General features: G+C 72.3%; 20 protein-coding genes and 1 pseudogene. 12 read left to right on the top strand and 9 right to left on the bottom strand.

All coding sequences use genetic code 11. The annotated features are described in order from the left end of the window. Window positions 1–79: 79 nt before the first annotated feature. From OG905_RS07840 to OG905_RS07825, 4 genes are read left to right on the top strand one after another with little or no spacing between them, the layout of a single operon-like run. Window positions 80–913 carry a M55 family metallopeptidase gene (locus OG905_RS07840; RefSeq protein WP_328666955.1) on the top strand — a complete coding sequence of 278 codons (834 nt, stop codon included), beginning with the start codon at window positions 80–82 and terminating at the stop codon, window positions 911–913. Then, on the top strand, window positions 906–2240 hold the full coding sequence (locus OG905_RS07835; protein WP_328666954.1) for a M20/M25/M40 family metallo-hydrolase: 1335 nt from the start codon (window positions 906–908) through the stop codon (window positions 2238–2240). The genes OG905_RS07840 and OG905_RS07835 overlap by 8 nt, the downstream gene beginning before the upstream one ends. 12 nt (window positions 2241–2252) lie before the next feature. Beyond that, window positions 2253–4268 carry a S9 family peptidase gene (locus OG905_RS07830; RefSeq protein WP_328666953.1) on the top strand — a complete coding sequence of 672 codons (2016 nt, stop codon included), beginning with the start codon at window positions 2253–2255 and terminating at the stop codon, window positions 4266–4268. Then, window positions 4265–5197, top strand: a complete 933-nt coding sequence (locus OG905_RS07825; RefSeq protein ID WP_328666952.1) for a S66 peptidase family protein — start codon at window positions 4265–4267, stop codon at window positions 5195–5197. Before OG905_RS07830 ends, OG905_RS07825 begins: the two co-directional genes overlap by 4 nt. 266 nt (window positions 5198–5463) lie before the next feature. Here the strand turns inward: OG905_RS07825 and OG905_RS07820 are convergent, their stop codons facing one another. Continuing rightward, window positions 5464–6534 (bottom strand): adenosine deaminase, encoded by a 1071-nt coding sequence (locus OG905_RS07820; protein WP_328666951.1) that lies wholly within the window; start codon window positions 6532–6534, stop codon window positions 5464–5466. Between the two features lie 64 nt (window positions 6535–6598). Further along, window positions 6599–7345: a GntR family transcriptional regulator gene (locus OG905_RS07815; RefSeq protein WP_328666950.1), complete on the bottom strand. Its 747-nt coding sequence runs from the start codon at window positions 7343–7345 to the stop codon at window positions 6599–6601. Between the two features lie 187 nt (window positions 7346–7532). On the opposite strand from OG905_RS07815, the gene OG905_RS07810 reads away from it, so the two are divergent. From OG905_RS07810 to OG905_RS07800, 3 genes are read left to right on the top strand one after another with little or no spacing between them, the layout of a single operon-like run. Next, complete coding sequence (locus OG905_RS07810; protein ID WP_328666949.1) at window positions 7533–8087, top strand: GNAT family N-acetyltransferase; 555 nt, start codon at window positions 7533–7535, stop codon at window positions 8085–8087. A gap of 47 nt (window positions 8088–8134) precedes the next feature. Beyond that, window positions 8135–9034 carry an arginase family protein gene (locus OG905_RS07805; protein WP_328666948.1) on the top strand — a complete coding sequence of 300 codons (900 nt, stop codon included), beginning with the start codon at window positions 8135–8137 and terminating at the stop codon, window positions 9032–9034. 51 nt (window positions 9035–9085) lie between these two features. Beyond that, on the top strand, window positions 9086–11065 hold the full coding sequence (locus OG905_RS07800) for a DUF5107 domain-containing protein (RefSeq protein ID WP_328666947.1): 1980 nt from the start codon (window positions 9086–9088) through the stop codon (window positions 11063–11065). A 16-nt stretch (window positions 11066–11081) separates the two neighbouring features. Here the strand turns inward: OG905_RS07800 and OG905_RS07795 are convergent, their stop codons facing one another. From OG905_RS07795 to OG905_RS07775, 5 genes and pseudogenes are all read right to left on the bottom strand, one after another. After that, complete coding sequence (locus OG905_RS07795) at window positions 11082–11435, bottom strand: VOC family protein (RefSeq protein WP_328666946.1); 354 nt, start codon at window positions 11433–11435, stop codon at window positions 11082–11084. A 58-nt stretch (window positions 11436–11493) separates the two neighbouring features. Beyond that, window positions 11494–12303: a class I SAM-dependent methyltransferase gene (locus OG905_RS07790; RefSeq protein WP_328666945.1), complete on the bottom strand. Its 810-nt coding sequence runs from the start codon at window positions 12301–12303 to the stop codon at window positions 11494–11496. A 93-nt stretch (window positions 12304–12396) separates the two neighbouring features. Then, window positions 12397–12930, bottom strand: coding sequence for a GNAT family N-acetyltransferase (locus OG905_RS07785; RefSeq protein ID WP_328682103.1), 534 nt, complete (start codon window positions 12928–12930; stop codon window positions 12397–12399). Between the two features lie 90 nt (window positions 12931–13020). Continuing rightward, window positions 13021–13425 (bottom strand): annotated as a pseudogene (locus OG905_RS07780) (GNAT family N-acetyltransferase); the annotation flags it as partial. Window positions 13426–13497: 72 nt separating this feature from the next. Beyond that, window positions 13498–15012 carry a bifunctional phosphatase PAP2/diacylglycerol kinase family protein gene (locus tag OG905_RS07775; protein ID WP_443043905.1) on the bottom strand — a complete coding sequence of 505 codons (1515 nt, stop codon included), beginning with the start codon at window positions 15010–15012 and terminating at the stop codon, window positions 13498–13500. A gap of 275 nt (window positions 15013–15287) precedes the next feature. On the opposite strand from OG905_RS07775, the gene OG905_RS07770 reads away from it, so the two are divergent. Beyond that, window positions 15288–16505, top strand: coding sequence for an aminotransferase class I/II-fold pyridoxal phosphate-dependent enzyme (locus tag OG905_RS07770; protein ID WP_328666944.1), 1218 nt, complete (start codon window positions 15288–15290; stop codon window positions 16503–16505). Window positions 16506–16517: 12 nt separating this feature from the next. Further along, on the top strand, window positions 16518–17648 hold the full coding sequence (locus OG905_RS07765; protein ID WP_328666943.1) for an MBL fold metallo-hydrolase: 1131 nt from the start codon (window positions 16518–16520) through the stop codon (window positions 17646–17648). On the opposite strand, the gene OG905_RS07760 is transcribed toward OG905_RS07765, so the two are convergent. Next, entirely contained in the window at window positions 17628–18308 is a 681-nt protein-coding gene (locus OG905_RS07760; protein ID WP_328666942.1) for a DedA family protein, read from the bottom strand. The two genes, OG905_RS07765 and OG905_RS07760, sit on opposite strands and share 21 nt — an antisense overlap. Then, on the bottom strand, window positions 18305–19069 hold the full coding sequence (locus OG905_RS07755; RefSeq protein WP_328666941.1) for an MBL fold metallo-hydrolase: 765 nt from the start codon (window positions 19067–19069) through the stop codon (window positions 18305–18307). The genes OG905_RS07760 and OG905_RS07755 overlap by 4 nt, the downstream gene beginning before the upstream one ends. A 301-nt stretch (window positions 19070–19370) precedes the next feature. On the opposite strand from OG905_RS07755, the gene OG905_RS07750 reads away from it, so the two are divergent. From OG905_RS07750 to OG905_RS07740, 3 genes are all read left to right on the top strand, one after another. Then, window positions 19371–19775, top strand: a complete 405-nt coding sequence (locus OG905_RS07750; protein ID WP_328666940.1) for a hypothetical protein — start codon at window positions 19371–19373, stop codon at window positions 19773–19775. A gap of 103 nt (window positions 19776–19878) precedes the next feature. Next, on the top strand, window positions 19879–21981 hold the full coding sequence (locus OG905_RS07745) for a phage holin family protein (RefSeq protein ID WP_328666939.1): 2103 nt from the start codon (window positions 19879–19881) through the stop codon (window positions 21979–21981). A 28-nt stretch (window positions 21982–22009) separates the two neighbouring features. After that, window positions 22010–23050 carry a zinc-dependent alcohol dehydrogenase family protein gene (locus OG905_RS07740; RefSeq protein ID WP_328666938.1) on the top strand — a complete coding sequence of 347 codons (1041 nt, stop codon included), beginning with the start codon at window positions 22010–22012 and terminating at the stop codon, window positions 23048–23050. The last annotated feature ends 167 nt before the right edge of the window (window positions 23051–23217 follow it).

Genomic DNA, 23217 nt, shown 5'->3' with positions numbered 1-23217 from the left:
GACCGGGCTTCCGCCGACCGGACCACTGGCACCCCCATCAGTCCTGGCCCGGTTGTTGAACGACGCGTACCGTGATGCCGTGAAGATCCTCATCAGCGCCGACATGGAAGGCGCCACCGGTGTGACCTGGCCTGCCGACGTGTTGCCCGGCACGCCCCAGTGGGAGCGCTGCCGGACCATGTTCACCTCGGATGTGAACGCGGCGGTGCTCGGGTTCTACGACGGTGGCGCCGACGACGTTCTCATCAATGAAGCGCACTGGTCCATGCGCAATCTGCTGCTGGAGCGGCTGGACGACCGGGTCGAGATGCTCACCGGCAAGCACAAGTCGCTGTCGATGGTCGAGGGTGTGCAGCACGGCGACGTGGACGGCATCGCCTTCGTCGGGTACCACACGGGCGCGGGCACCGAGGGTGTGCTCGCGCACACTTATCTCGCCAACTCGATCACGGGCGTGTGGCTGGGCGGCATGCGAGCGAGCGAGGGGCTGCTCAACGCGCATGTGGTCGCGGAGTACGGCGTGCCGGTGGTGCTCGTCACCGGAGACGATCTGACCTGCGTGGACGCCGACGCCTATGCGCCCGATGCCCGGAAGGTCGCCGTGAAGGATTACGTGTCCCGCTACGCGGCGGTGTGCCGCACTCCGGGCCGGACCGCTTCCGACATCCGCGCGGCGGCCAAGGAGGCGACGGCCCTGGCCGGGCGCCACGAGCCGGTGCGCGGCGGCCCGTTCACCGTGGAGCTGGAGTTCGACGCGGAACATCTCGCGGCCGCGGCCACCGTCGTGCCGGGAGTCGCGGGCAGCGGTGAGCGCAGGGTCGCGTACACCAGCGAGACGATGTATGAGGGCATTCGTACCTTTAAAGCGGTCACAACGATCGTGTCGGCGGCAGTGGAGGAGCAGTATGGCTGACGTGACAACGCCCATCGACTGTCAAGCGCTCGACGAGGTGGTTACCTTCACCTCCGAGCTGATCCGGATCGACACCACCAACAAGGGCGGCGGCGACTGCCAGGAGCGGCCCGCCGCCGAGTACGCCGCCGAGCGGCTCGCGGGTGCCGGACTTGAGCCCACCCTGCTGGAGCGCACCCCGGGGCGCACCAATGTCATCGCCCGGATCGAGGGAACCGACCCCTCCGCCGACGCCCTTCTCGTCCACGGTCATCTGGACGTGGTGCCCGCCGAACCCGCCGACTGGGCCGTGCACCCCTTCTCCGGGGAGATCCGCGACGGCGTCGTATGGGGCCGCGGCGCGGTCGACATGAAGAACATGGACGCGATGATCCTCGCCGTCGTCCGGGCCTGGGCGCGGGCCGGAATCCGGCCCCGGCGCGACATCGTGATCGCGTACACCGCGGACGAGGAGGCCAGCGCCATCGACGGCTCGGGCTTCCTCGCCGATCACCACCCCGGCCTCTTCGAGGGGTGTACGGAAGGAATCAGCGAATCCGGGGCCTTCAGCTTCCACGCCGGACCCGGGATGACGCTCTACCCGATCGGCGCCGGTGAGCGCGGCACGGCATGGCTCAAGCTCACCGCTCACGGCACGGCCGGACACGGCTCCAAGGTCAACCGCGCCAACGCGGTGACCCGGCTGGCCGCGGCAATCACGCGGATCGGCGAGTACGAGTGGCCGCTGCGCCTCACCCCGACCGTACGGGCCGCGCTGGCCGAGCTAGCCCGGCTGCACGGCATCGATGTCGATGTCGAGGCGGACGGCTTCGACGCCGACGCGCTGATCGCCAAGCTCGGCCGGGCCGCCGCCCTGGTCGAGCCCACCGTCCGCAACAGCGCCAACCCGACGATGCTCGAAGCCGGTTACAAGCTCAATGTGATCCCGGGGCACGCGACCGCCTATGTCGACGGGCGGATGCTGCCCGGCGGCGAGGACGAGTTCAAGGACACCCTCGACCTGCTGACCGGTCCGGACGTCGACTGGGAGTTCCACCACCGCGAGGTGGCCCTGCAGGCCCCCCTCGACTCCCCGGCGTACGCCAAGATGCGCGCGGCCGTCGAACTCTTCGACCCGGACGGCCATGTCGTGCCGTACTGCACGCCGGGCGGCACCGACGCCAAGCAGTTCTCCCGCCTCGGCATCACCGGGTACGGATTCTCGCCGCTGAAGCTCCCCGTCGGCTTCGACTACGCGGCCATGTTCCACGGGGTCGACGAGCGCGTCCCGGTCGAGGCGCTGCACTTCGGGGTCAAGGTTCTCGACCACTATCTGCGGTCCGCATAGGGGGAGTCGGTCATGGTACCCACGGGAGCCTACGGAACCTGGCCGTCGCCGATCGACGCGGTACTCGCCGCCTCGCACGACGGGCGCCCGGAGTTCCTCGGCATGATCGGCGACGAGGTGTGGTGGACCGCGCCGCGCCCCACCGAAGGCGGCAGACGTGCCCTGGTGCGCCGACGGGCCGACGGCGCGGAGGAGTCGGTGCTCCCCGCCCCGTGGAATGTACGCAGCAGGGTCATCGAGTACGGCGGGCACCCCTGGGCCGGGGCCCGGCGCGCCGGCGGCGGGCCCCTCGTCGTCTTCGTGCACTTCCCCGACCAGCGGCTGTACGCGTACGAGCCGGATGCACCGGAGGCCGCCCCGCGCCCGCTCACCCCCCTGTCCCCGGTCGGCGGCGGACTGCGCTGGGCCGACCCCCAGCTCCTCCCGGAGCGGGGCGAAGTCTGGTGCGTACTGGAGGAGTTCACCGGCGAGGGGCCCACCGACGTACGCCGGGTGATCGCGGCCGTGCCCCTGGACGGCTCCGCGGCAACGGACCGCGGGGCGGTGCGGGAACTCTGCGACGACCGGCACCGCTTCGTCACCGGGCCGCGGCTCTCGCCGGACGGGCGGCACGCCGCCTGGATCGCCTGGGACCATCCGCAGATGCCCTGGGACGGCACCGTCGTCATGCTCGGCGAGGTGAGCGAGGACGGGCCCTTCGGCGGGGTCCGGCCGGTCGTCGGGGACACGGACGAATCGGTGTGCCAGGTGGACTGGGCCCCGGACGGCTCGCTCCTCTTCGTCTCCGACGTGAGCAACTGGTGGGAGCTGCAACGGGTCCGGCCGGACGCGCTCGGGCCGGGCGCGGGGCCGGGCTTCGTGCCCGGCACCGGCCTGTGCCCCGGCCGCGGGGAGGAGTTCGGCGGGCCGCTGTGGAAGATCGGCCTCAAGTGGTTCCACCCGCTGGAGAACGGACTGATCGCCGTCATCCACGGCAAGGGCACCACCGCCCTCGGCATACTCGACCCGGAGACCGGTGAGCTCGTCGACGCCGCGGGGCCCTGGACCGAGTGGGCGTCCACCCTCGCCGTGCACGGAGACCGGGTGATCGGAGTCGCGGCCAGCCCGCGCAGCGCGTACGAAGTCGTGGAGCTCGACACGCGCACCGGGCGGACCCGGGTCATCGGCTCGGCGCACGACGACCCGGTGGACCCGGTGTACTACCCGGAGCCGCAGATCCGCACCTTCACCGGCCCCGACAACCGCGAGATCCACGCCCATATCTACCCGCCCCACAGCCCCGACCGGATCGCTCCCGACGAGGAACTGCCGCCCTATGTGGTGTCGGCGCACGGCGGCCCCACCGGTCATGCCCCGCTCGTCCTCAATCTGGAGATCGCCTACTTCACCTCGCGCGGCATCGGCGTCGCCGTGGTCAACTACGGCGGCTCCACCGGGTACGGCCGCGAGTACCGCGAGCGGCTGCGCGAGCAGTGGGGCGTCGTCGACGTCGAGGACTGCGCGGCCGTCGCCGAGACCCTGGCCGCCGAGGGCACGGCGGATCCCGCGCGCCTGGCCATCCGCGGCGGCAGCGCCGGCGGCTGGACCACTGCGGCCTCCCTCGCCACCACCGACATCTACGCCTGCGGCACCATTATCTATCCGGTTCTCGACCTGATGAGCTGGGCGGACGGCGAGACCCACGACTTCGAGTCGCGGTATCTGGAGTCGCTGATCGGCCCGCCCGCCGAGGTGCCCGGCCGCTACCGCGAGCGCTCGCCGCTCCAGCACACCGACCGGATCGCCGTCCCGTTCCTGCTGCTCCAAGGGCTCGACGACGTGATCTGCCCACCGGTGCAGAGCGAGCGTTTCCTGGCGCAGATGGCCGGCCGCGGCATCCCGCACGCCTACATCGCCTTCGAGGGCGAGGGCCACGGTTTCCGTCGGGCCGACACCATGGTCCGCGCGCTCGAGTCCGAACTGTCCCTCTACGCCCAGACCTTCCGCATCGTCCGCCGCGACGTCCCGCTGCTGGAGCTGAAGAAGTGACCCTCAAGCCCCTGACCCGGCCGGAGAGACTGAGGCCCGGGGCCAAGATCGCCGTCGTGTCGACCAGCGGTCCCGTCCCCGACGACCGGCTCGAAGCGGGCCTGGAGATCCTGCGCGGCTGGGACCTGGATCCCGTCGTGATGCCACACGTCCGGGAGCGGCACCCGCAGCTCCCGTATCTCGCGGGGACCGACGAGGACCGCGCCCGTGATCTGACCCGGGCCTGGTGCGATCCGTCGGTCTCGGCGGTGATCTGCGCACGCGGCGGATACGGCGCGCAGCGCATGGTCGACCTGCTCGACTGGAGTGCGATGCGCGCGGCCGGTCCCAAGATCTTCGTCGGCTGCAGCGACGTCACCGCGCTCCATGAGGCCTTCGCCGTCCGGACGGGCCTGGCCACACTGCACGGGCCGATGGCCGGCGCGCTCACCTTCCTCAAGGACGAACGCACCCGGGAGTCGCTGCGGGCCACGCTCTTCGAGCCCGAGTCGGTACGCACCCTGGGCCTGGAGACGGCCCGCACCATGGTCCCCGGCCGGGCCCGGGGCGTCACCCTCGGCGGCTGTGTGAGCCTGCTCGCGGCGGAACTCGGCACCCCGCACGCCCGGCCGTCGGCACGCGGAGGTCTGCTGCTGATCGAGGACGTGGGCGAGGAGGACTACCGGCTCGACCGGATCCTCACCCAACTGCTGCGCTCCGGATGGCTGGAGGGCGTCGCGGGCGTCGCGCTCGGATCGTGGGAGGAGTGCGGTCCGTACGAGAAGGTACGGGCGGTGCTGCTCGACCGGCTCGGCGGCCTTGGCGTACCGGTCGTGGAGGAGCTGGGCTTCGGGCACGGGGCGCCGGCGCTGACGATGCCGTTCGGGGTGGCCGCGGTGCTGGACGCGGACGCGTGCACACTGACGCTGGACGAGCCGGCGCTGCGGTGAGGGGGTGCGGGGGTGCGGGGGTCCGCCTGCGGCGGGCTTTCCCCTCCCCGCCCCTTCCCGAACTGGGGGCAAGCCCCCAGACCCCGGACAGGGCTTCGCCCCGGACCCCGTATGCGACCTTCGGCCGCATGTCCTCAAACGCCGGACGGGCTGAATACTCAGCCCCGCCGGCGTTTGAGGCGCGGGGTCCGGGGCGGAGCCCCGGTTACGGGAAGGGGCGGGGTGGGGTGAAGCCCGCCGCAGGCGCCGCGCTTCCCGGACGGGGACTAGCCCGCCGACAGTGCCGCGTACCCGGGACGGATCACCTCGTTGATCAGACGGCGCCGCTCCGGCAGCGGCAGGAACGCCGACTCGACCGCCGCGACGGTGAACTCCTCGAAGACCTCGGGCCCGTAGCCGAACGCGTCCACCATGTGCCCGAACTCCTGGCTCATCGTGGTGCCGGAGACCAGCCGGTTGTCCGTGTTCAGCGTGATCCGGAAGCCGAGGCGGCGCAGCAGGTCGATGGGGTGCGTCGCATAGTCCTTGGCGGCGCCCGTCTGGAGGTTGGAGGTCGGGCAGACCTCCAGAGCGATGCGGTTGTCCCGTACGTACGCGGCCAGGTGGCCCAGGTCCGCGGTGCCGTCGTCGTGCACCGTGATGTCGTCGGTGATGCGGACGCCGTGGCCGATCCGCTCGGCGCCGCAGATCTGCACCGCCTCGTGGATGGACTCGGCGCCGACGGCCTCGCCCGCGTGGATCGTGAAGTGACAGTTGTGCCGCTTCAGATGCTGGAACGCGGGCAGATGGCGGGACGGCGGGTTGCCGATCTCGCCGCCCGCGATGTCGAAGCCGGCCACCCCGCGCTCGCGGTGGGCGACCGTCAACTCGGCTATTTCCAGGGAGCGTTCCGTGTGGCGCATGCCGGTGAGCAGGGCGCGGACCGTGATCCGGCCGCCGGTGCGGCGCTCGCCCTCGCGGAAGCCGGCGTTGACCGCGTCGACGACCTCGTCGAGGGTCAGGCCGCGCTCCAGGTGCTGCTCGGGGGCGTACCGCACCTCGGCGTACACGACCCCGTCCGCCGCCAGGTCCTCGGCGCACTCCGCCGCGATGCGCTCCAGCGCCTCGCGGGTCTGCATCACCGCGCAGGTGTGGGCGAAGGTCTCCAGATAGCGCTCCAGGGAGCCGGAGTCCGCGGCGTCGCGGAACCAGACCGCCAGCTCGGCCGGGTCCTCGGTGGGCAGCTCGCGGTAGCCGCACTCCCGGGCCAGCTCGATGATCGTGGCGGGGCGCAGACCGCCGTCCAGGTGGTCGTGGAGGACCGCCTTGGGTGCGCGGATGATGTCAGACAAGTGCATCCCGGGAGTGTACGGCACGTCCGGGGACGGTGCCGTGACGGGCGTCTCCCCCCGCTGGGCCCCCTCAGTTCGACTGGAGTACGGGCATGGCGGGCGCCCCGGTCGGCAGCATGTGCTTGGCGGCCAGGATCGGGGTGTCGTCGACCCGCACCACCTGGGTGACCAGCACCGCAGGGGTGTCGGCCGCCCGGCCGAGCTGCTCGCCGCGCCGCTGTCCGAGCAGCGTCGCGCTCACCCCGCTGTGACCGGTCAGCGTCAGCCCGCGGGATGCCCCGACCAGGACGGCGAGCATCGAGAAGGCCGGAGCGGGCGCGGCCCGCAGTGCATCGGCGAAGGCCGGATGCGCCAGGTCCAGGACCTCCTCGGCGGCCGCCCACTCGTGGCTCAGCGCCGCCGCAGTGCCCTCCCCGGCCAGCAGCGACTCCCAGAACTGCAGCTCGGCCCCGGCAGGCGCGAGCAGATGCTGGGTGGTGAAGTCGGTGGGCTCCTCCACGGCACGCAGCAGGGGCCGCACCCGTAGCGGTGAGCCGGGTGACAGCAGCTCTTCCAGCGGCTGGATGTGCTCGTAACCGCGCCGCGGAGGGCGGTCGTTGACCGTCCGGCCCACTCCCCGGCGTACCGAGAGCAGCCCGTCCTCCTGGAGCAGCAGCAGCGCCTCGCGCAGGGCGGGCCTGCTCACCCCCAGCTCGCCCGCGAGCCTTGGCTCGGACGGCAGGGTGGAGCCGGGCGGATAGGTGCCTTGGTGGATGGCGTCCGCGATCCGCTCGTACAGGACGACGACCGGCCTTCGCTGCTGCCCGCTGACTGCCACTGACCCTCCTCGGCTCACTTGTCAGCAAGTAGATACCAATCTATGTGGCTGCTACTTGTCAGACAAGGTTGATCGATACGCGGGACGAGCTGCAGCTGGTGCTCCCCACCACTGACGCACCGGGCGCCTCACCCGTACGGCCCGCTCCACCGCCCTCGTGGGACCAGGATCCGATTAGGCTGGCGCGATGGCCGAGACCTCCTCCGCCTCCCCGTACCTCACCACGGGCCCACGGGTCGGCATCCGCCACTACACGTACGAGGACGGCGAGGAATTCACCGAGCTGGTGCGCCGGAGCACGGAATACCACCGGCCCTGGCTCTTTCCGCCCGCCACGGCCGAGACCTACGCCCTCTACGCGCAGAAGCTCATCGAGGACCCGACCAAGGCCGGATTCCTCGTCTGCGAACGGGAGTCCGGCGGGATCGCGGGCTTCATCAACATCAACAACATCGTCGCGGGCGGCTTCCGCTCCGCGGCGATCGGCTACGGCGCCTTCGCGCACGCCGTCGGCCGCGGCCTGATGGGCGAGGGCCTCGGCCTGGTCGTGCGATACGCCTTCGGCGTGATGGGCCTGCACCGTCTCGAGGCCAATATCCAGCCGCTGAACGCGGCTTCCATCGGGCTCGTGCGCGGTGCGGGCTTCCGCCTGGAGGGCTTCTCGCCCGCCTTCCTCTTCATCGACGGCGCCTGGCGCGACCACGAACGCTGGGCGATCACCAGCGAGATGCTCGACCGCTGACCGTCAGTGCATTGAAGATCCGCAGAACGGGCGTGAGGATGGAACGCATGCGGAACATCGTGATCGTCGACGCTCCCTCCAATCTGGGCCTGCGGCCTCCTGCTCCCGGTACCGTCCCCGGCTGCTACAAGCTCGCGGGCGCCCTGCGCGAACAGCGGATAGTGCAGCGGCTCGGGGCTTTCGAGGGCGGGGTGGTCGTGCCACCGCGCTACGACCGCGGCGACTGGCAGGAGGGTGACGGGGTCTTCAACGCCGCCGCCATCGCCTCGTACACCCCCAAACTCGCCGACCGGATCGAACGGCACGTCGGCGCAGGGGACTTCCCCCTGGTCCTCGGCGGGGACTGCTCCATCCAGCTCGGCGCCGCGCTCGCGCTGCGCCGCCTGGGGCGGTACGGCCTGGCGGCCATCGACGCCTCCGCCGACTTCCGTCACCCCGGTAACTCCGATCACGTCGGCGCGGCAGCCGGAGAGGAACTGGCGCTCTCGACCGGGCGGGGACAGGGGGACCTGACGGACATCGAGGGGCTGCGGCCCTATCTGCGCGACGAGGACGTACGGCTGCTCGGAATCAGGGACTACTTCGACGAAGACCGGGCCGAACTCGCCCAGTTGAAGATCCCGACCACCACGGTGGGGGAGCTGCGCGAATGGGGCGTCGCGGACGTGGCCGGGGTCGTGGCACAGTCGCTCGAAGTGCCCGCACTGGACGGCTTCTGGGTACATCTCGACGCCGACGTACTGGATCCGAGCGTGATGCCCGCCGTCGACAGCCCCGACCCGGACGGACTGTTGGCGCCCGAAGTGACCACTCTGCTGCGCCGATTGGTGCGCTCCGAGCGCTGCGTCGGACTCAATGTGACCGTCTACGACCCCGATCTCGACCCGGAGGGCACGGCCGGTGAGCTGCTCACGGACCTGATCGTCGCCGCCTTTGCCGAAGCCTGACCGAAGTCTGACCTGCGGAGCCCCTGGTCAGGGCGGCGACCTGCGTGTTCCATGGTCGTCATGACAACCGTGCGGCGTACCGTACTGACCCTGCCGGCCGCCCCCGTGGGGCCGCCGAATCCGCTGCCCGCACTGCGTCCGCTCGACGAGATGCACGCCATCGACGAGCGCGCCAAGCAGGAGCTGCCGCGCGAGATGGCACGGCAGATCGGCTACGAGCCACTGCGCACGCTGCTTCCGGTGCGGGTGCTCGACGGGTACGGCCGCCGGCGCACCGAGACCCCGCTCGACGCCATCGTGATCGAGAACGAGCGGCTGCGGGCGACGGTACTGCCGGGTCTCGGCGGCCGTATCCACTCACTGCACCACAAGCCGACCGCGCGTGAACTCCTCTACCGCAACCCCGTGTTCCAGCCCGCCGACTTCGCGCTCAACGGCGCCTGGTACTCCGGCGGCATCGAGTGGAACATCGGCGCCACCGGCCACACCACGCTGTCCTGCGCACCGCTGCACGCCGCCGTCGTACCCGCGCCCGACGGGGGCGAGATGGTCAGGCTCTGGGAGTGGGAGAGGCTGCGCGATCTGCCCTTCCAGGTCGATCTGTGGCTGCCCGAGGGCTCCGACTTCCTCCATGTCGGCGTACGGATCCGCAATCCGCACGAGCGGCCCGCGCCCGTCTACTGGTGGTCCAACATCGCCGTCGAGGAGCACGAGACGACCCGGGTGCTCGCACCCGCCGAGGAGGCCTGGCACTTCGGATACGAGCGCAGCCTGCGCCGGGTGCCCGTGCCCGAATTCCGGGGCGCGGACCGTACGTACCCCCTGCGCGGCGAGTATCCCGCCGACTATTTCTACGAGGTGCCCGCCGAGGCCCGCAAGTGGATCGCCTCGCTGGACGCGGACGGTCACGGCCTCGTCCAGACCTCGACCGACGCGCTGCGCGGCCGCAAGCTCTTCCTCTGGGGCTCGGGGCGCGGCGGACGGCGCTGGCAGCAGTGGCTGACGGAGCCCGGCACGGGAGGTTACGCGGAGATCCAGGCGGGGCTCGCGCGCACCCAGCTGGAGCATGTACGCCTCGACGGGGGCGGGGAGTTCAGCTGGCTGGAGTCGTACGGACCGCTCGCCGCCGACCCCGCGGCCGTCCACGGCGAGGACTGGGACGCGGCCCGCGCCGAGGTGGAGACCCGGCTGGCGCAGGCTCTGCCACGGGAGGCGGTGGACGCCGCGTACGAGGCCTGGCGGCCCTGCGCGGACGCCGAACCGGGCGAGCAACTCGCCACCGGATCGGGCTGGGGAGCACTGGAGGTGCTGCGCGGCGGACACAAACTGCCCGGCACGCCCTTCGACGAGTCGACACTCGGCGAAGAGCAGGCGCCCTGGCGGGAGTTGCTGAGGACCGGCGTCTTTCCGGCCCCTCGCAGGGTCGTTCCGCCCGGTCCCTCGCTCGTGGCACCGCACTGGCGCGACATGCTGGAGACCGCGCCCGCCGAACCGCTGACCGAGTACCACCTCGGTGTCGCCCAGTGGCACGCGGGCGACCTGGCCCAGGCCGTACGCAGCTGGGAACGCGGCCTGGGACTCGCGCCCTCCCGCTGGCCGTTGCTGCGTTGCCTCGCGGTCGCCGACCAGGAAGGCGGCCACACGACGCGCGCCGCCGACCGCTACGCCGAAGCCTTCGACGACCTGTGCCAGGAGCGACGCGACGACGGCGCGATGTGGACGTCGGCGACGGCAGCGCTCGGGCGCGAGGCCATCGCGGCCCTGCTCGCCGCCCGCCGCACCGGGGAGGCTCGCGCGGTCTGGGACCGCCTGCGGCCGGCGGTCCAGCAGCGCGGCCGCTTCCGGCTCGTCGAAGCCCAACTCCTCATCGCCGAGGGCCGCAAGGACGAGGCCCGCGCGATTTTCGACGCGGGCTTCGAGGTCGCGGACCTGCGGGAGGGCGCGGAGATCCTCGAAGAGGTGTGGTCCCGGATCACCGACGAGCCGCTGCCCGAGGCGTACGACTACCGGATGCGCCCGTCAGCGGGCTGAGGACGGCGACCGCAGGTCACACGGGGGCCTTGCGGTCGACGTACTCGAACACCGCACCGTCCGGGTGCACGGCGATCAGATTGCGGCCCACCGGGGTCGGCACCGGACCCGCGACGACCCTCGCGCCGACCTCGGAGAGCGTGGCGTACGCCTCGTCCACGTCCTTCACCGCGATCGTCGCCGTCACCTTGCGCAGCACCTCCAGCTCCGACTCCGGTCCGCTCATCAGCAGGAAGCAGCCGACGGCCGCCACCGAGACCCCGCCGCGCTCGAAGCGCAGGGGCGTGGCTCCGGTGAGCCGCTCGTAGAAGGCGGCCGCGGCCTCCAGGTCGTCGACGCAGATGCGAAGCGTGGTTCCGAGGATCTCCATACGAGCGAGCGTAGTTCGCGGCGGCGGACGGCGAAATCGATTGCCGGATTGTTCTCGCTCAGGCTCGGCAGAGCACTTCGCCGTGCGGAACCATGAACCAGGCGTCGTCCTGGCCGCCCCATTCCCGCCAGCCGTCGGAGATCGCCGCCAGCTGCTCCGCTGTCGCATGCCCGCCGTCGACGGCGAGCTCCGCGTACACCGACGCGGTCGTACGGTCCGCCCACAGGCCACTCCACCAGGCGCGCTCGTCGGGCCCTGCGAAACACCAGGCCGCGGCGGACGAGGTGATCTCGGTGAAGCCCGCCGCCCGGGCCCAGGACAACAGCCGGCGGCCGGCGTCGGGCTCGCCGCCGTTCGCGCGGGCGACGCGCCGGTACAGCCGCTGCCAGTCGTCGAGCGCGGGGAGCTCGGGGAACCACGTGAACGCGCCGTAGTCGCTGTCGCGCGCCGCGACGATGCCGCCGGGTCGGCAGACCCGCCGCATCTCGCGCAGCGCCTGCACCGGATCGCCGACATGCTGCAACACCTGATGGGCGTGGACGACGTCGAAGGAGTCGTCGGGGTAGTCCAGCGCGTGGACATCGGCGACCTCGAAGCGGACGTTGTCGACGCCCCGCCCCGCGGCGGTCTCGCGCGCCTGGACCAGTACGTCCTCAGCCGCGTCGACCGCTGTCACCCGGCCCGGCGCCACCAGCTCGGCAAGATCGGCCGTGATGGTGCCCGGACCGCAGCCCACGTCCAACACGTCCATACCCGGCCGGAGTTCACCGATGAGATACGCGGCGGAGTTCGCGGCCGTCCGCCAGCGGTGAGAACGCAGCACCGACTCGTGGTGCCCATGGGTGTAGACGGCACTCTCCCTCGACATGGCAGAACTCCTTCTCCGGAAGCGGGTACGGCAACCGTACGCCGCAGTCCCGCATGACGAGACCCGCGTCTTGTCATATGGGACGAGTCTGCGTCAGGAAGGCCGTGGGCTCACGGCGAGATCCGCCTGCCAGCGCACCTCGCCGTCCCGCACCCGGTCGGTGGGCCTCAGCCCGGCCGCGGCGGCGACCGCCGCCGATGCGAGATGGTCCGGGTGCACATGGGCGACGGCCGTGTGCACCGACCGGTCCGCGAGCCAGCCGACGAGCGCGCGTGCCGCCTCGGTGGCGACACCCCGGCCCTGCCAAGGCATGCCGACCACCCAGGCGACCTCGGCCGTGCGGCCATGTCCCGAGCGGCTCACCGTCGCCTGGACGGTGCCCGCGAGACAGGACTCGGCCCGGAGGCTGATGACCCAGTTGCACCAGGACACGGCGGGATCGGGCGCACCCGCCAGCATGCGGGCGTAGCGCGAACGCAGGGCTTCGACCGTGTCGGGCGCACCGCCGACGAAGGTGTGCAGGGACGGATCGGCCAGGGCCTTCGCCATCTCGTCCGCGTGCTCGACGGCAAGCGGCAGCAGCACCAGCCGTTCGGTGCGGATCGGCTCGGCGCCGAGCCGTCGCAGCAGCGTTCGCCGGTAGCGCAGTTTGATCAGCGGGAGGCCGGAGCTCGTGTCCACCTCCACGGCGCCGTCCTGGCGCCAGCCCGACGCCTCGTAGAACCGGCGGGCCCGGTCATTGGCCTCCAGCACCCACAGCGTGGCCCGGGTGCAGCCCGCCTCCGTGAGCTCGTCGACGACGGCCGCCAGCAGGCTTGAGCCGACGGTGCCCCACACCTCCGGCAGCGCGTACAGCATGCCGATCTCCGCGGTGCCCGCGGTGCGGCGCGGGGCGTACGAGGCGAAGGCGACGATCCCCTCAACGGTCTCGGCGACCAGCACACCCGCGGCGGGTCTTCGGGGCTGGGTGAGCCGTCCCGTCCAGGTCAGTGCCTCACGCGCGGGATCGAGCGCGTCGAGATGCTCCTGAGGCACGAGACCGGAGAACGCCGCCTGCCAGGACCGTACGTGGACCGCGGCGATCCCCGGTGCGTCATGGGTCTGCGCGCGGCGGATCTGCATGCGCTCATGGTGCGGGACGCAGGCCGAGCCCGTCGATCCGGTTTTCCGCGCGAGTCCCGGGGCGAGTGGGCTTCAGAGCAGGGCCTGCGGGCGGTAGACGGTCAGCGCCTCGACCTGCTTGTCCACCACCAACTCCCGTGGTGCTGCGGTCACTTCACCGTCGTATGCCATCGGTGTGCCCGGCGCGAGCCCGGAGATACGCAGCTTGTGCAGCTTCTGCGCCGCGTGCACCGGCGAACGGCTCAGCGGTCCGGCGAGCGCCGCGGCCAGCAGCCGCAGCCCCGGCCAGCGGCCGCCGTGCACCACGCGCACATCCAGCAGGCCGTCGGCCAGAAACTGGCGGTTGCCGGGCGTCGGTCCCATCGGCTGGTAGATGCCGTTGCCGGCGAACAGCAGCCACATCGGGCGGCGACGGCCCTCGACCTCGGCCTCCAGCGGGTGTTCGCCGCGCAGCACCCGTGCCGCCGCGAGCACCCCGGCCGGCCAGCCACCGATACGCGGCGACCAGCGCTCACGGATGCGCACCAGCTCCGGATAGACGCCCAGGCTGAAGGTGTTGAGAAAGTGGCCCGGTTGGGCGCCGCCGCCGGGTCCCGGGGTGAAGCGCCCCAGATCGACGCGGACGGCCTCGCCGCCCGCGAGAGCCCGGCAGGTGTCCTGGACCGTTTCGATGCCCAGGTCGTACGCGAAGTGGTTGAGCGTGCCGCCCGGGAAGACGGCGAGCGGCACACCCAGCGTGGCGGCGACGGTCGCCGCCCGGTTGACGGTTCCGTCGCCGCCGAGGACCCCCAGCACCCGGCCGCGTCCGGCCGCCTTCTCCAGCTCCGCCGGCAGCTCGTCGGGTGCGCACTCCACCACCTCGGCGAGCGGCAGCAGCTCACGCACCAGCCGGGCCGAATCCGCCGAGCCCGCCTGCCGGTTGACGACGACCGCCAGGCCCTCTCCGTTGCGCAGCGCGGGTGCGTCGGCATGTGGCCGGCCGGGCGGCGGAAGCTGCGAACGGGTCGGCACCGCGCCGCGCAGCGCGAAGGCCGCGCCCACCCCCAGCGCCGCGCCCACCAGCACGTCGCTCGGATAGTGCACGCCCGTGTAGACGCGCGAGAAGGCGACAGACGCGGCCACCGGCGCGACGACCGCGCCCCAGCTCTTCGACTCCAGCGCCACGCCGGTCGCGAAGGCCGCCGCCGAGGCGGCGTGCCCGGAGGGGAAGGACGTAGTGAACGGCTGCCGCTTCAGCTGCCGTATCACGGGCACCGCGTCGAGCAGCGGCCGTGCTCTGCGCACCGAGCGCTTGCCGATGGTGTTGATGGCGGCGGAGGCGAGCGCGAGCGACGCCACGCCCCGTACGGCGGCGCGCCGCGAGCGCGCGCCGCGCCCGAGCGCGGCCATTGTGGCGGCCGTGCCGAGCCAGAGCAGCCCGTGGTTGGCGCTGCGGCTCAGGCGTGGCAGCACCGGCTCCGCGAGCGGCCAGTGCCGGGCGGCGACGGCGTGGTGGACCTGCCGGTCCCACGCGCCGAGCAGCCCCGTGACTCGGGCGCGGACCTGCGGCATTCCCTGTGTGTGAGCCTGTGCGTGAGCGTCTGACATGGAACGCGGGTACCCGGTGGGCGCCGTCGCCACGCAGGAGGGGACCCATTCACCCACCAGGAGGCGGCCCGTGTGGGGTGTCGAGCCCGCGGTCCGCCCCGGTCACCGTCGCCCGACACCGTCGTCCGACGCCCGGCCGATTGCGGTTCCCGCGTGGGCTTCCGCGCGGCGAGCTCGCGCAAACCTCCGTATAAAGGGCTCGTGGGCCGGTGACCGGTCCTGTAAAGGGCTCGTAGGCCGGTGACCGGTCCTGGGGACACGCGGAGGTGACGGCAATGCAGCGGACGGCACCGGAAGACCGTGGCCCTGTCCGTTACGGACCGCCCGCCCCCGAGTCCGGACTGCCCGTGCTGCCCGAGCTCGTCGATGTGCTCGCTGCCGCGTCGGGCCGCGCCGAGGGGGAGCCGCCCGGCGGTGGCCCCGAGCTGCGCGAGGCGGCCTGCGGCTACTGGTGGCGGCGCGGGCTGCGCTCCCGGCCCGAGGAGGTGGCCGCGGCTTCCGGCGCGCAGCCCCTGCTGCTCGCCCTGATCGGGGCGTACGAAGGCGATGTGCTGATGCCGCGCCCGTGCCCCGCTTGGTGGACTCCGCAGGTCCGGCTGCTCGGCAGGCCCGCCTACCATGTGCCGACCCCGGCGGAGTGCGGCGGTGTGCCCGACCCCTTCGCCCTGCTCGAGACCGTACGCAGAGTCCGTGCCGAGGGTGGCATGCCCCGGCTGCTGCTGCTCTCCGTCGCCGACGACCCCACCGCGACCGTGGCCCCGCCCGAGACCGTGCGCGAGGCGTGCGAGGCCGCCGTCGGTGAGGGGCTGCACATCATCAGCGACGAGACCTGGCGCGACACCCTGCACCGGCCCCACGAGACGGTGCTGCTCAGTCCCGCGGAGATGTGCCCCGAGGACGTGACCATCATCAGCGATCTGGCCGGAGCGCTCACGCCCGCCTCCTGGCCGGTGGCCGTCGCCCGTTTCCCCCGCACCGACGAGGGCGCGCTCAGGCGGGCCAGGACCCTCGACTTCCTGACCGCGCTCGGCGCGGTCGTCGCCGAACCGATCGCGGTGGCCGCGACCCACGCACTCGACGAGCCGGGTCCGGTCATCGAAAGGGCCGAGCGGGCCGCAGCCCTGCACGCGCGCGTGGCCTCGGAAGTGCACCGCGCGGTGCTCGCCGCCGGGGCCCTGGCCCGGCCGCCGCAGGCGGGCCGCCACCTGTACGCCGACCTCGGGCCGCTGCGCTCACGCCTCGCTGAGCGGGGTGTGAACGACTCCATGGAGCTGGAGGAGTATCTGAGCGACCGCATCGGGTCGCCCGTTCCCGGCGGGCACCGGTTCGACGACGAGCTGGGGGCGCTGCGGGTACGGCTGGCCACCGGGCCGCTGCTGGGATCCACTCCCGAGCAGCGGCAGGAATCACTCACCTCACCGGCACCTCTGGAATTGCCGCACGTGGCGGGGGCGTTGAGCATTCTTGGAACGGCCTTCGACGAACTGCGTTGAACGGAGCCCCGGATGACGGAACAGACGGAGCAGGCGGAGCACTCGGGCCAGGCAGACGACGCGGCACACGCAACCGACGGGGCACGGACGACCGCCCCCGCACGGGCCAACGACTCCGCACAAGCGACCGCCCCCGCACAGCCACCTCACCCCACACCGCTGAACCACCCCGGCGTACGCTCCCGGCCCCGCCCCCTCGGAGAGATCCGCACCTGGCCGAGGACCTTCGCCGACCGGCTCACCGCGCCCCTGCCCGGCGTACGCGCCATGGCCCGCCTCGCCACGGAGGGCGCCGTGCGCCCCGGCCCCGACGGGCTGCGCGACATTCCGCTGCTGCCCTTCGCACCGGGGCCGCTGCCCGCCGTGGACACCGCGACCGTCGCCGTCACCTGGGCGGGACACGCCAGTTGGGTGCTCGGCATCGGCGGGCTCACCGTCCTCACCGACCCCGTCTGGTCCCGCCGCATCTTCGGCACCCCGGCCCGGATCACGCCCGTCGGAGTGCGCTGGGAGGACCTGCCGCCGATCGACGCGGTGGTCATCAGCCACAACCACTTCGACCATCTGGACGCCCCCACCGTGAAGCGACTTCCGCGCCACACCCCCGTCTTCGTCCCGGCGGGCCTCGCCCGCTGGTTCCGGCGCCGCCGCTTCACCCACGTGACCGAACTGGACTGGTGGGAGTGCGCGGAGCTGGGTGGCGTCCGCTTCGACTTCGTTCCTGCCCACCACTGGTCCAAGCGCACCCTCATGGACACCTGCCGCTCCCTCTGGGGCGGCTGGGTGCTGACCGACCGGCTCGGCCAGTCCGTGTACTTCGCGGGCGACACCGGGTACGGCCACTGGTTCAAGGAGATCGGCCGCCGCCACCCGGACCTCGATGTGGCGCTGCTGCCCATCGGCGCGTACGACCCGCGCTGGTGGCTCAGCGATGTGCACACCGACCCCGAAGAGGCGGTATGTGCCTTCGAGGATCTCGGCGCGCGCCACATGGCCCCGATGCACTGGGCGACGTTCGTGCTCTCCGCCGAGCCGGTCCTGGAGCCGCTCAGCCGGGTCCGCGCCGCCTGGGAGCGCACCGGCCGGCCGCGGGACCGGCTGTGGGACCTGCCGGTGGGCGGCTCACGCCTGCTGGCCGGTTGAGCCCGCCGAGCCGGGGCGCGACCCGCGCCGGACCCGGCGCCACAGCGTCGGCGCCCCGCTGATCACCACGGTCAGCGTCACCGCCACCGCCACGCCCTTCCACGGCTCGTCGAACAGCGAGCCGCCGAGAATCCCGATCAGCTGATACGTCGCCGCCCAGGCCAGGCATGCGGGGATGTCGCCCCGCACAAAGGAGCGCAGCGGCATCCGGCTCAGCAGGCAGGCCAGCATCACCGGGATCCGCCCGGCCGGCACCAGCCGGGAGAGCACAAGCACGGTCACCCCGTGCTCGTCCAGCTTGCGCTGCGCCTGATCGAGCCGGTCGGGCGAGGCACGGTCGCTGAGCGCCGTGAGCCACCGCGAGCCGTTCTTCGAGCGGAACCCGCGCTGGCCGAGCCAGTACAGCGTCACATCGCCGAGGAACGCGGCGAGCGAAGCCACCAGAAACACGAACAGCAGCGACAGCGGGGCCGTCTGATGGAAGGCCACCACCGCCGCCGAACTGACCACCGCCCCCGTCGGCACCACCGGCACCAGCGCACCCAGCACCACCAGCAGAAACAGCGACGGATAGCCGACCGCCTGCTGCGTCGACTCCGGCGGCAGCTTCCCGACGATCTCGGACAACTGCCGGAGCGACTCCCAGGGCTTCGAACTCACCGGGCAGCCTCCGGCCTGACCCGCTCGCCGTGCCCCAGCCGGTGCACCGCCACCTGCGGAGCCAGCCGCGCCGCCTTGCGTACGAACTCCTCGCCCGGGGCGTAGAACTCGTGCGGCCGGATCCCGTCCATCCCGATCGGCCAGTACGTGCCGTAGTGCACGGGCACGGCCGCGCGCGGTGCCAGCGAGGCCAGCGCCTGCGCCGCCCGGCCCGGGTCCAGATGCCCGTGGCCGAGAAACGGCCCCCAGCCGCCCACCGGCAGCAGCGCCACATCGACCGGGCCGACCTCGTCGGCCATCGAGTCGAAGAGCCCGGTGTCCCCGGCGAAGTACGTACGCGCCTCGCCGCTGATCACATAGCCGAGCGCCGGCGAACGGTGCGGCCCGAGCGGCAGCCGCCGCCCGTCGTGCAGCGCGGGCACGGCACGCACCACCAGGTCCTGGACCCGCACCTCGTCACCGGGCGCCATCTCGGTGACCCGCAGACCCAGCCGGGCCAGCCCCGGCACGGACCGTGTCGCGGCGCGCGGCACCACCAGCCGGGTGCCCGGAGCCAGCCGCGCCAGCGAGGGCAGATGCAGATGGTCGGAGTGCAGATGCGACACCAGGACCGCCTCGGCAACCGTCGCCTCCGCGGGCGGCAGCTCACCGCGCCGCCTGCGCAGATGCGCGAGCCGGCGAACGAAGAGCGGATCGGTCAGCACCCGGACGCCGGAGTCCTCGACCGTGCAGGTGGCATGACCCCACCAGGTGACCTCCACGCGCGCCTCCTCCTTGCACCCGTACGCCCCGAGCCTAGGTCCTGTCCGGCCGGTCTTGCCGGGCTCGCGTGCCCTGGCACGCACTCCCCCGTAGCCCTTCGGGCACGGGAGGTGCCCCCATGCCGCGTTGCGTCAGTCGCCGACGCTCCGCGTCGGCTCCCTCCTCCGCCTTGCAGCTGCACGCACCAGACCCCGCTCACTGATCCGGCCTGATCGACCGGACAGGACCTGGATGCCGGGTCCCGGAGCCCGGAGTAGGGTCGTCGGCCAGTGACCGAGAGTGCAGGGGGATCACATGTCCATGGAAGGCTTACGCGTGGCGGCCATCGCCAGCCTGACCCCCCTTGAGGAACTCGACCGCGATCCCTTTCTGGTGGATACCCGGAGCCAGCACGCGATGTGTGCCCGCTGGGCCGCCGACAAGGGCTATGTCGTCACCCGGCAGCTCCTCTTCTACGGACTGCGCCCCGACCACTGCGCGCTGTGGACCGACGTCGGGGCGGGCAGCGTGGATCTGTTCGTCGCCCCCAACGAGCGGGTGCTGTCCCGCGCCGTGACGTCGTTGCCGGACTTCCTCGCCGAGTGCGAACGCAGAGGCGTACCGCTGGAGACGGCGAACCTCGACGAGCCCGTCTACGACGCGGCGATGAAAGCCAGTGTGCATAGAAGGCTCTCCATGCCGACCGCCGGTTATAGCGGCTGCTGACCGCTCCGCCCGGCCCCGCCCATAACCTCGCCGATACCCCGCCGGACAACCTGAGCCCCTGTGCCAGGCTGGAGACCTGATCCAAGGGTGAGGTGAAAGCGGCGTGGTCGAGGGGCGATGGCGTACGGCCGGCAGAGCCCTGGTGCGGGTGATCGTGGTGTGGGCTGTGTCCACGCTGACGATGCTCGCGCTCGCCGGGCTGCTGCCCGACTTCCAGCTGCAGTCCGACGACGGGGACTCCATCACCAGGACCGCCGTCACCGCCGCCTGGGGCGCGGGTGCCTTCGGTCTGCTGACCGCGCTGGTCTGGCCCGTCGTCGTACGTGCGCTGCTGCTCGTACCGGCCCTGGTGCTCGGCCTGTTGGTGTTCTTCCTGAACGGCTCGCTGCTGCTGATCGCGCTCTGGCTGATCCCCGACGGGCGCGGCGCGGCCAACCCGGAGACCGCCGTCGTCGTCGCCGCCGTGATGTCCGCCGTCGCGTCGGCGACCTCCACCGGGCTCGCCGTCCGCGACGACAATGCCTACCGCCGCCGGCTCTCCCGGCTCGCCGACCGCCGAAGACGCAGAGGCGGCGAGGACGACGAGCCCCCTCGTACGCCCGGCACCGTCTTCCTGCAGCTCGACGGGGTCGGATACGAAGTCCTGCGGAACGCGGCCGACGACGGCGTCATGCCGACCGTCGCCGGATGGATCGGCACGACCCACCGGCTCAGCCACTGGCGCACCGACTGGTCCAGCCAGACCGGCGCCAGCCAGCTCGGCATCCTGCACGGCTCCAACCACGACGTCCCCGCCTTCCGCTGGTACGAGAAGGACAGCGGCCGGGTCATGGTCAGCAACCGGCCCGCGAGCGCTGCCGAACTCCAGCGCCGCGCCATCGAGCGCACCGGCGACGGCGGACTGCTCACCGTCGACGGCGCGAGCCGCGGCAACCTCTTCAGCGGCGGTGCCGACCAGCTCGCGCTCGTCCTGTCCATGGCCGCCAGACGAGGCAAGGCCAACCGCTCCAGGGCGGGCTACTTCGCGTACTTCTCCGACCCTGCCAATGCCGTGCGTACCGCACTGTCGTTCGTCGCCGAAGTCGCCCGTGAGATAGGGCAGTCGACGCGGGCACGCCTGCGCGGCGACCGTCCGCGGGTCGGGCGCGGCGGGCTCTACCCCTTCATCCGGGCGTTCGCGACGGTCATCGAGCGCGATGTCGTGGTCGCCGCGGTGATGGGGGACATGCTCGCCGGGCGCACCGCCGTCTACGCCGACCTCGTCGCGTACGACGAAGTGGCCCACCACTCCGGGCCGCACAGCAAGGACGCCTCGCTGGTGCTCGAACGCCTCGACCGGTCGATCGCGCTGATGGCCAAGGTCGCCGAACACGCGCCCCGCGACTACCGGATCGTGCTGTTGTCCGACCACGGCCAGAGCCCCGGAGAGACCTTCGAGAGCGTGTACGGACTCACCCTCAAGGATCTTGTGCGCGCCGGGTGCGGACTGCCCGTCTCGCGCCGGGCGGAACGCTCCAAGAGCGGCGCGGAGGCACGCGACGCCGTGGGCGACGCCCTGCGCATGGCGCTGCACCGGCAGCGAGCCGAAGGAGCGGACGAACATCCGCAGGCGGGCTCCGACCCGATCGTGCTCGCCTCCGGCAACCTCGCGCTGATCTCCTTCCCCGACGCGAAGGAGCGCCTCAGCCGCGAGCAGATCGAGCGCCGCCACCCGGCGCTGCTCCGGACGCTCGCCAGCCACCCGGGCGTCGGCTTCCTGCTGGTACGCAGCGAGGAGCACGGCTCACTGGTCCTCGGCGCCGACGGCGGCGAGGTACCCGTCAGCCGGCTGACCGACTACGGCCCGCTGACCGACTCCGGCCCGCTGAGTGTCTTCGGCCCCGGCGCCGCGGAGGCCGTACGGCGCACCGACTCCTTCCCGCACGTCGCCGACATCATGGTCAACTCGATGTACGACCCGAAAACGGGCACCGTGCACGCCTTCGAGGAACAGATCGGCTCGCACGGCGGGCTCGGCGGCGAACAGTCCCAGCCCTTCCTGCTGTCGCCACTCGACCTGTCGGCGCCGGCCGAGCCCGGCACCGAACTGTTCGGCGCCGAGCGTGTGCACCGCGTGCTGCGGCGCTGGCTGCGCGAGTGCCAGGGGCCGCAGGTGCCGATCGTGTCTGCCGCAGAAGCCTCCCCTCCGGATACGTTGACGCCGTAGCAGATACAGCGAACCGGGAGTGTGCCCCTTGCGTGCTGTGGTGTTCGAGGAGTTCGGCAAGCCGCTCGACGTACGCGAGGTCCCCGATCCCGTGGCGGCCCACGACGGAGCGGTGATCAGGGTCGAGGCGACCGGGCTGTGCCGCAGCGACTGGCACGGCTGGATGGGCCACGACCCCGACATCACCCTCCCGCACGTCCCCGGGCACGAACTGGCCGGAGTCATCGAATCAGTGGGCGACCGCGTCGCCCACTGGCGGCCCGGCGACCGGGTCACCGTGCCGTTCATCTGCGCCTGTAGCCGGTGCGCGGCATGCGCGCGCGGCGCCCAGCAGGTGTGCGAGCGCCAGGAGCAGCCCGGCTTCACCCACTGGGGGGCCTTCGCCGAGTACGTCCCCATCCACCACGCCGACACCAATCTGGTCGCCCTGCCCGATGCGATGTCCTTCAGCACGGCCGCGAGCCTGGGCTGCCGGTTCGCGACCGCCTTCCGTGCGGTGGTGGCGCAGGGCAGGGTGCGGCCGGGGGAGTGGGTCGCCGTCCACGGATGCGGCGGCGTGGGCCTGTCCGCGGTGATGATCGCGGCGGCCTGCGGGGCCAGGGTCGTCGCGGTCGATGTCTCGCCGGACGCGCTGGAGCTCGCGCGGACCTTCGGCGCTGAGGTGTGTGTGGACGCGTCGGCCCTCGGCGCGGGCGTCGCGGACGCGGTCCGCTCCGCGACCGGCGGGGGTGTCCATCTGTCACTGGACGCGCTGGGCGCGCCGGTGACCTGTGTCAACTCCGTCCAGAGCCTGCGCCGCCAGGGACGCCACGTCCAGGTCGGCCTGCTGCCCCAGGGCGTCCACCTGCCGATGGACCGGGTCGTCCCGCTGGAGCTGGAGATCCTCGGCAGCCACGGCATGGCGGCGCACGCGTACCCCGAGATGATGGCGATGGTCGCCTCGGGGTCGCTGCGGCCGGGCTTGTTGGTGACGAGAACGATCGGCCTGGTGGAGGCGCCGGGGGCGCTGGCGGCGCTCGGCGGGGGGTCCGGGGCCGGGGTGACGGTGATGGTCCCGCACGGGCGTTAGGGGGTGCGGGTTCGCCTGCGGCGGGCCTTGTCCCCCTACCCGCCCTCCCCCTACGGCCTGGCGGCCGTGGGAGGTACCCCCATCCCGAACCGGGGCTCCGCCCCAGATCCCGCGCCTCAAACTCCCCCAGACTTCGTCCGGGGGGACCCCCACGAGGCTGACATGTG

This window comes from Streptomyces sp. NBC_00322 (genome assembly GCF_036147535.1).
GTDB lineage: Bacteria > Actinomycetota > Actinomycetes > Streptomycetales > Streptomycetaceae > Streptomyces.
The sequence above is the reverse complement of the archived record's forward strand: the minus strand, read 5'-3'. Positions and strand labels throughout refer to the sequence as shown.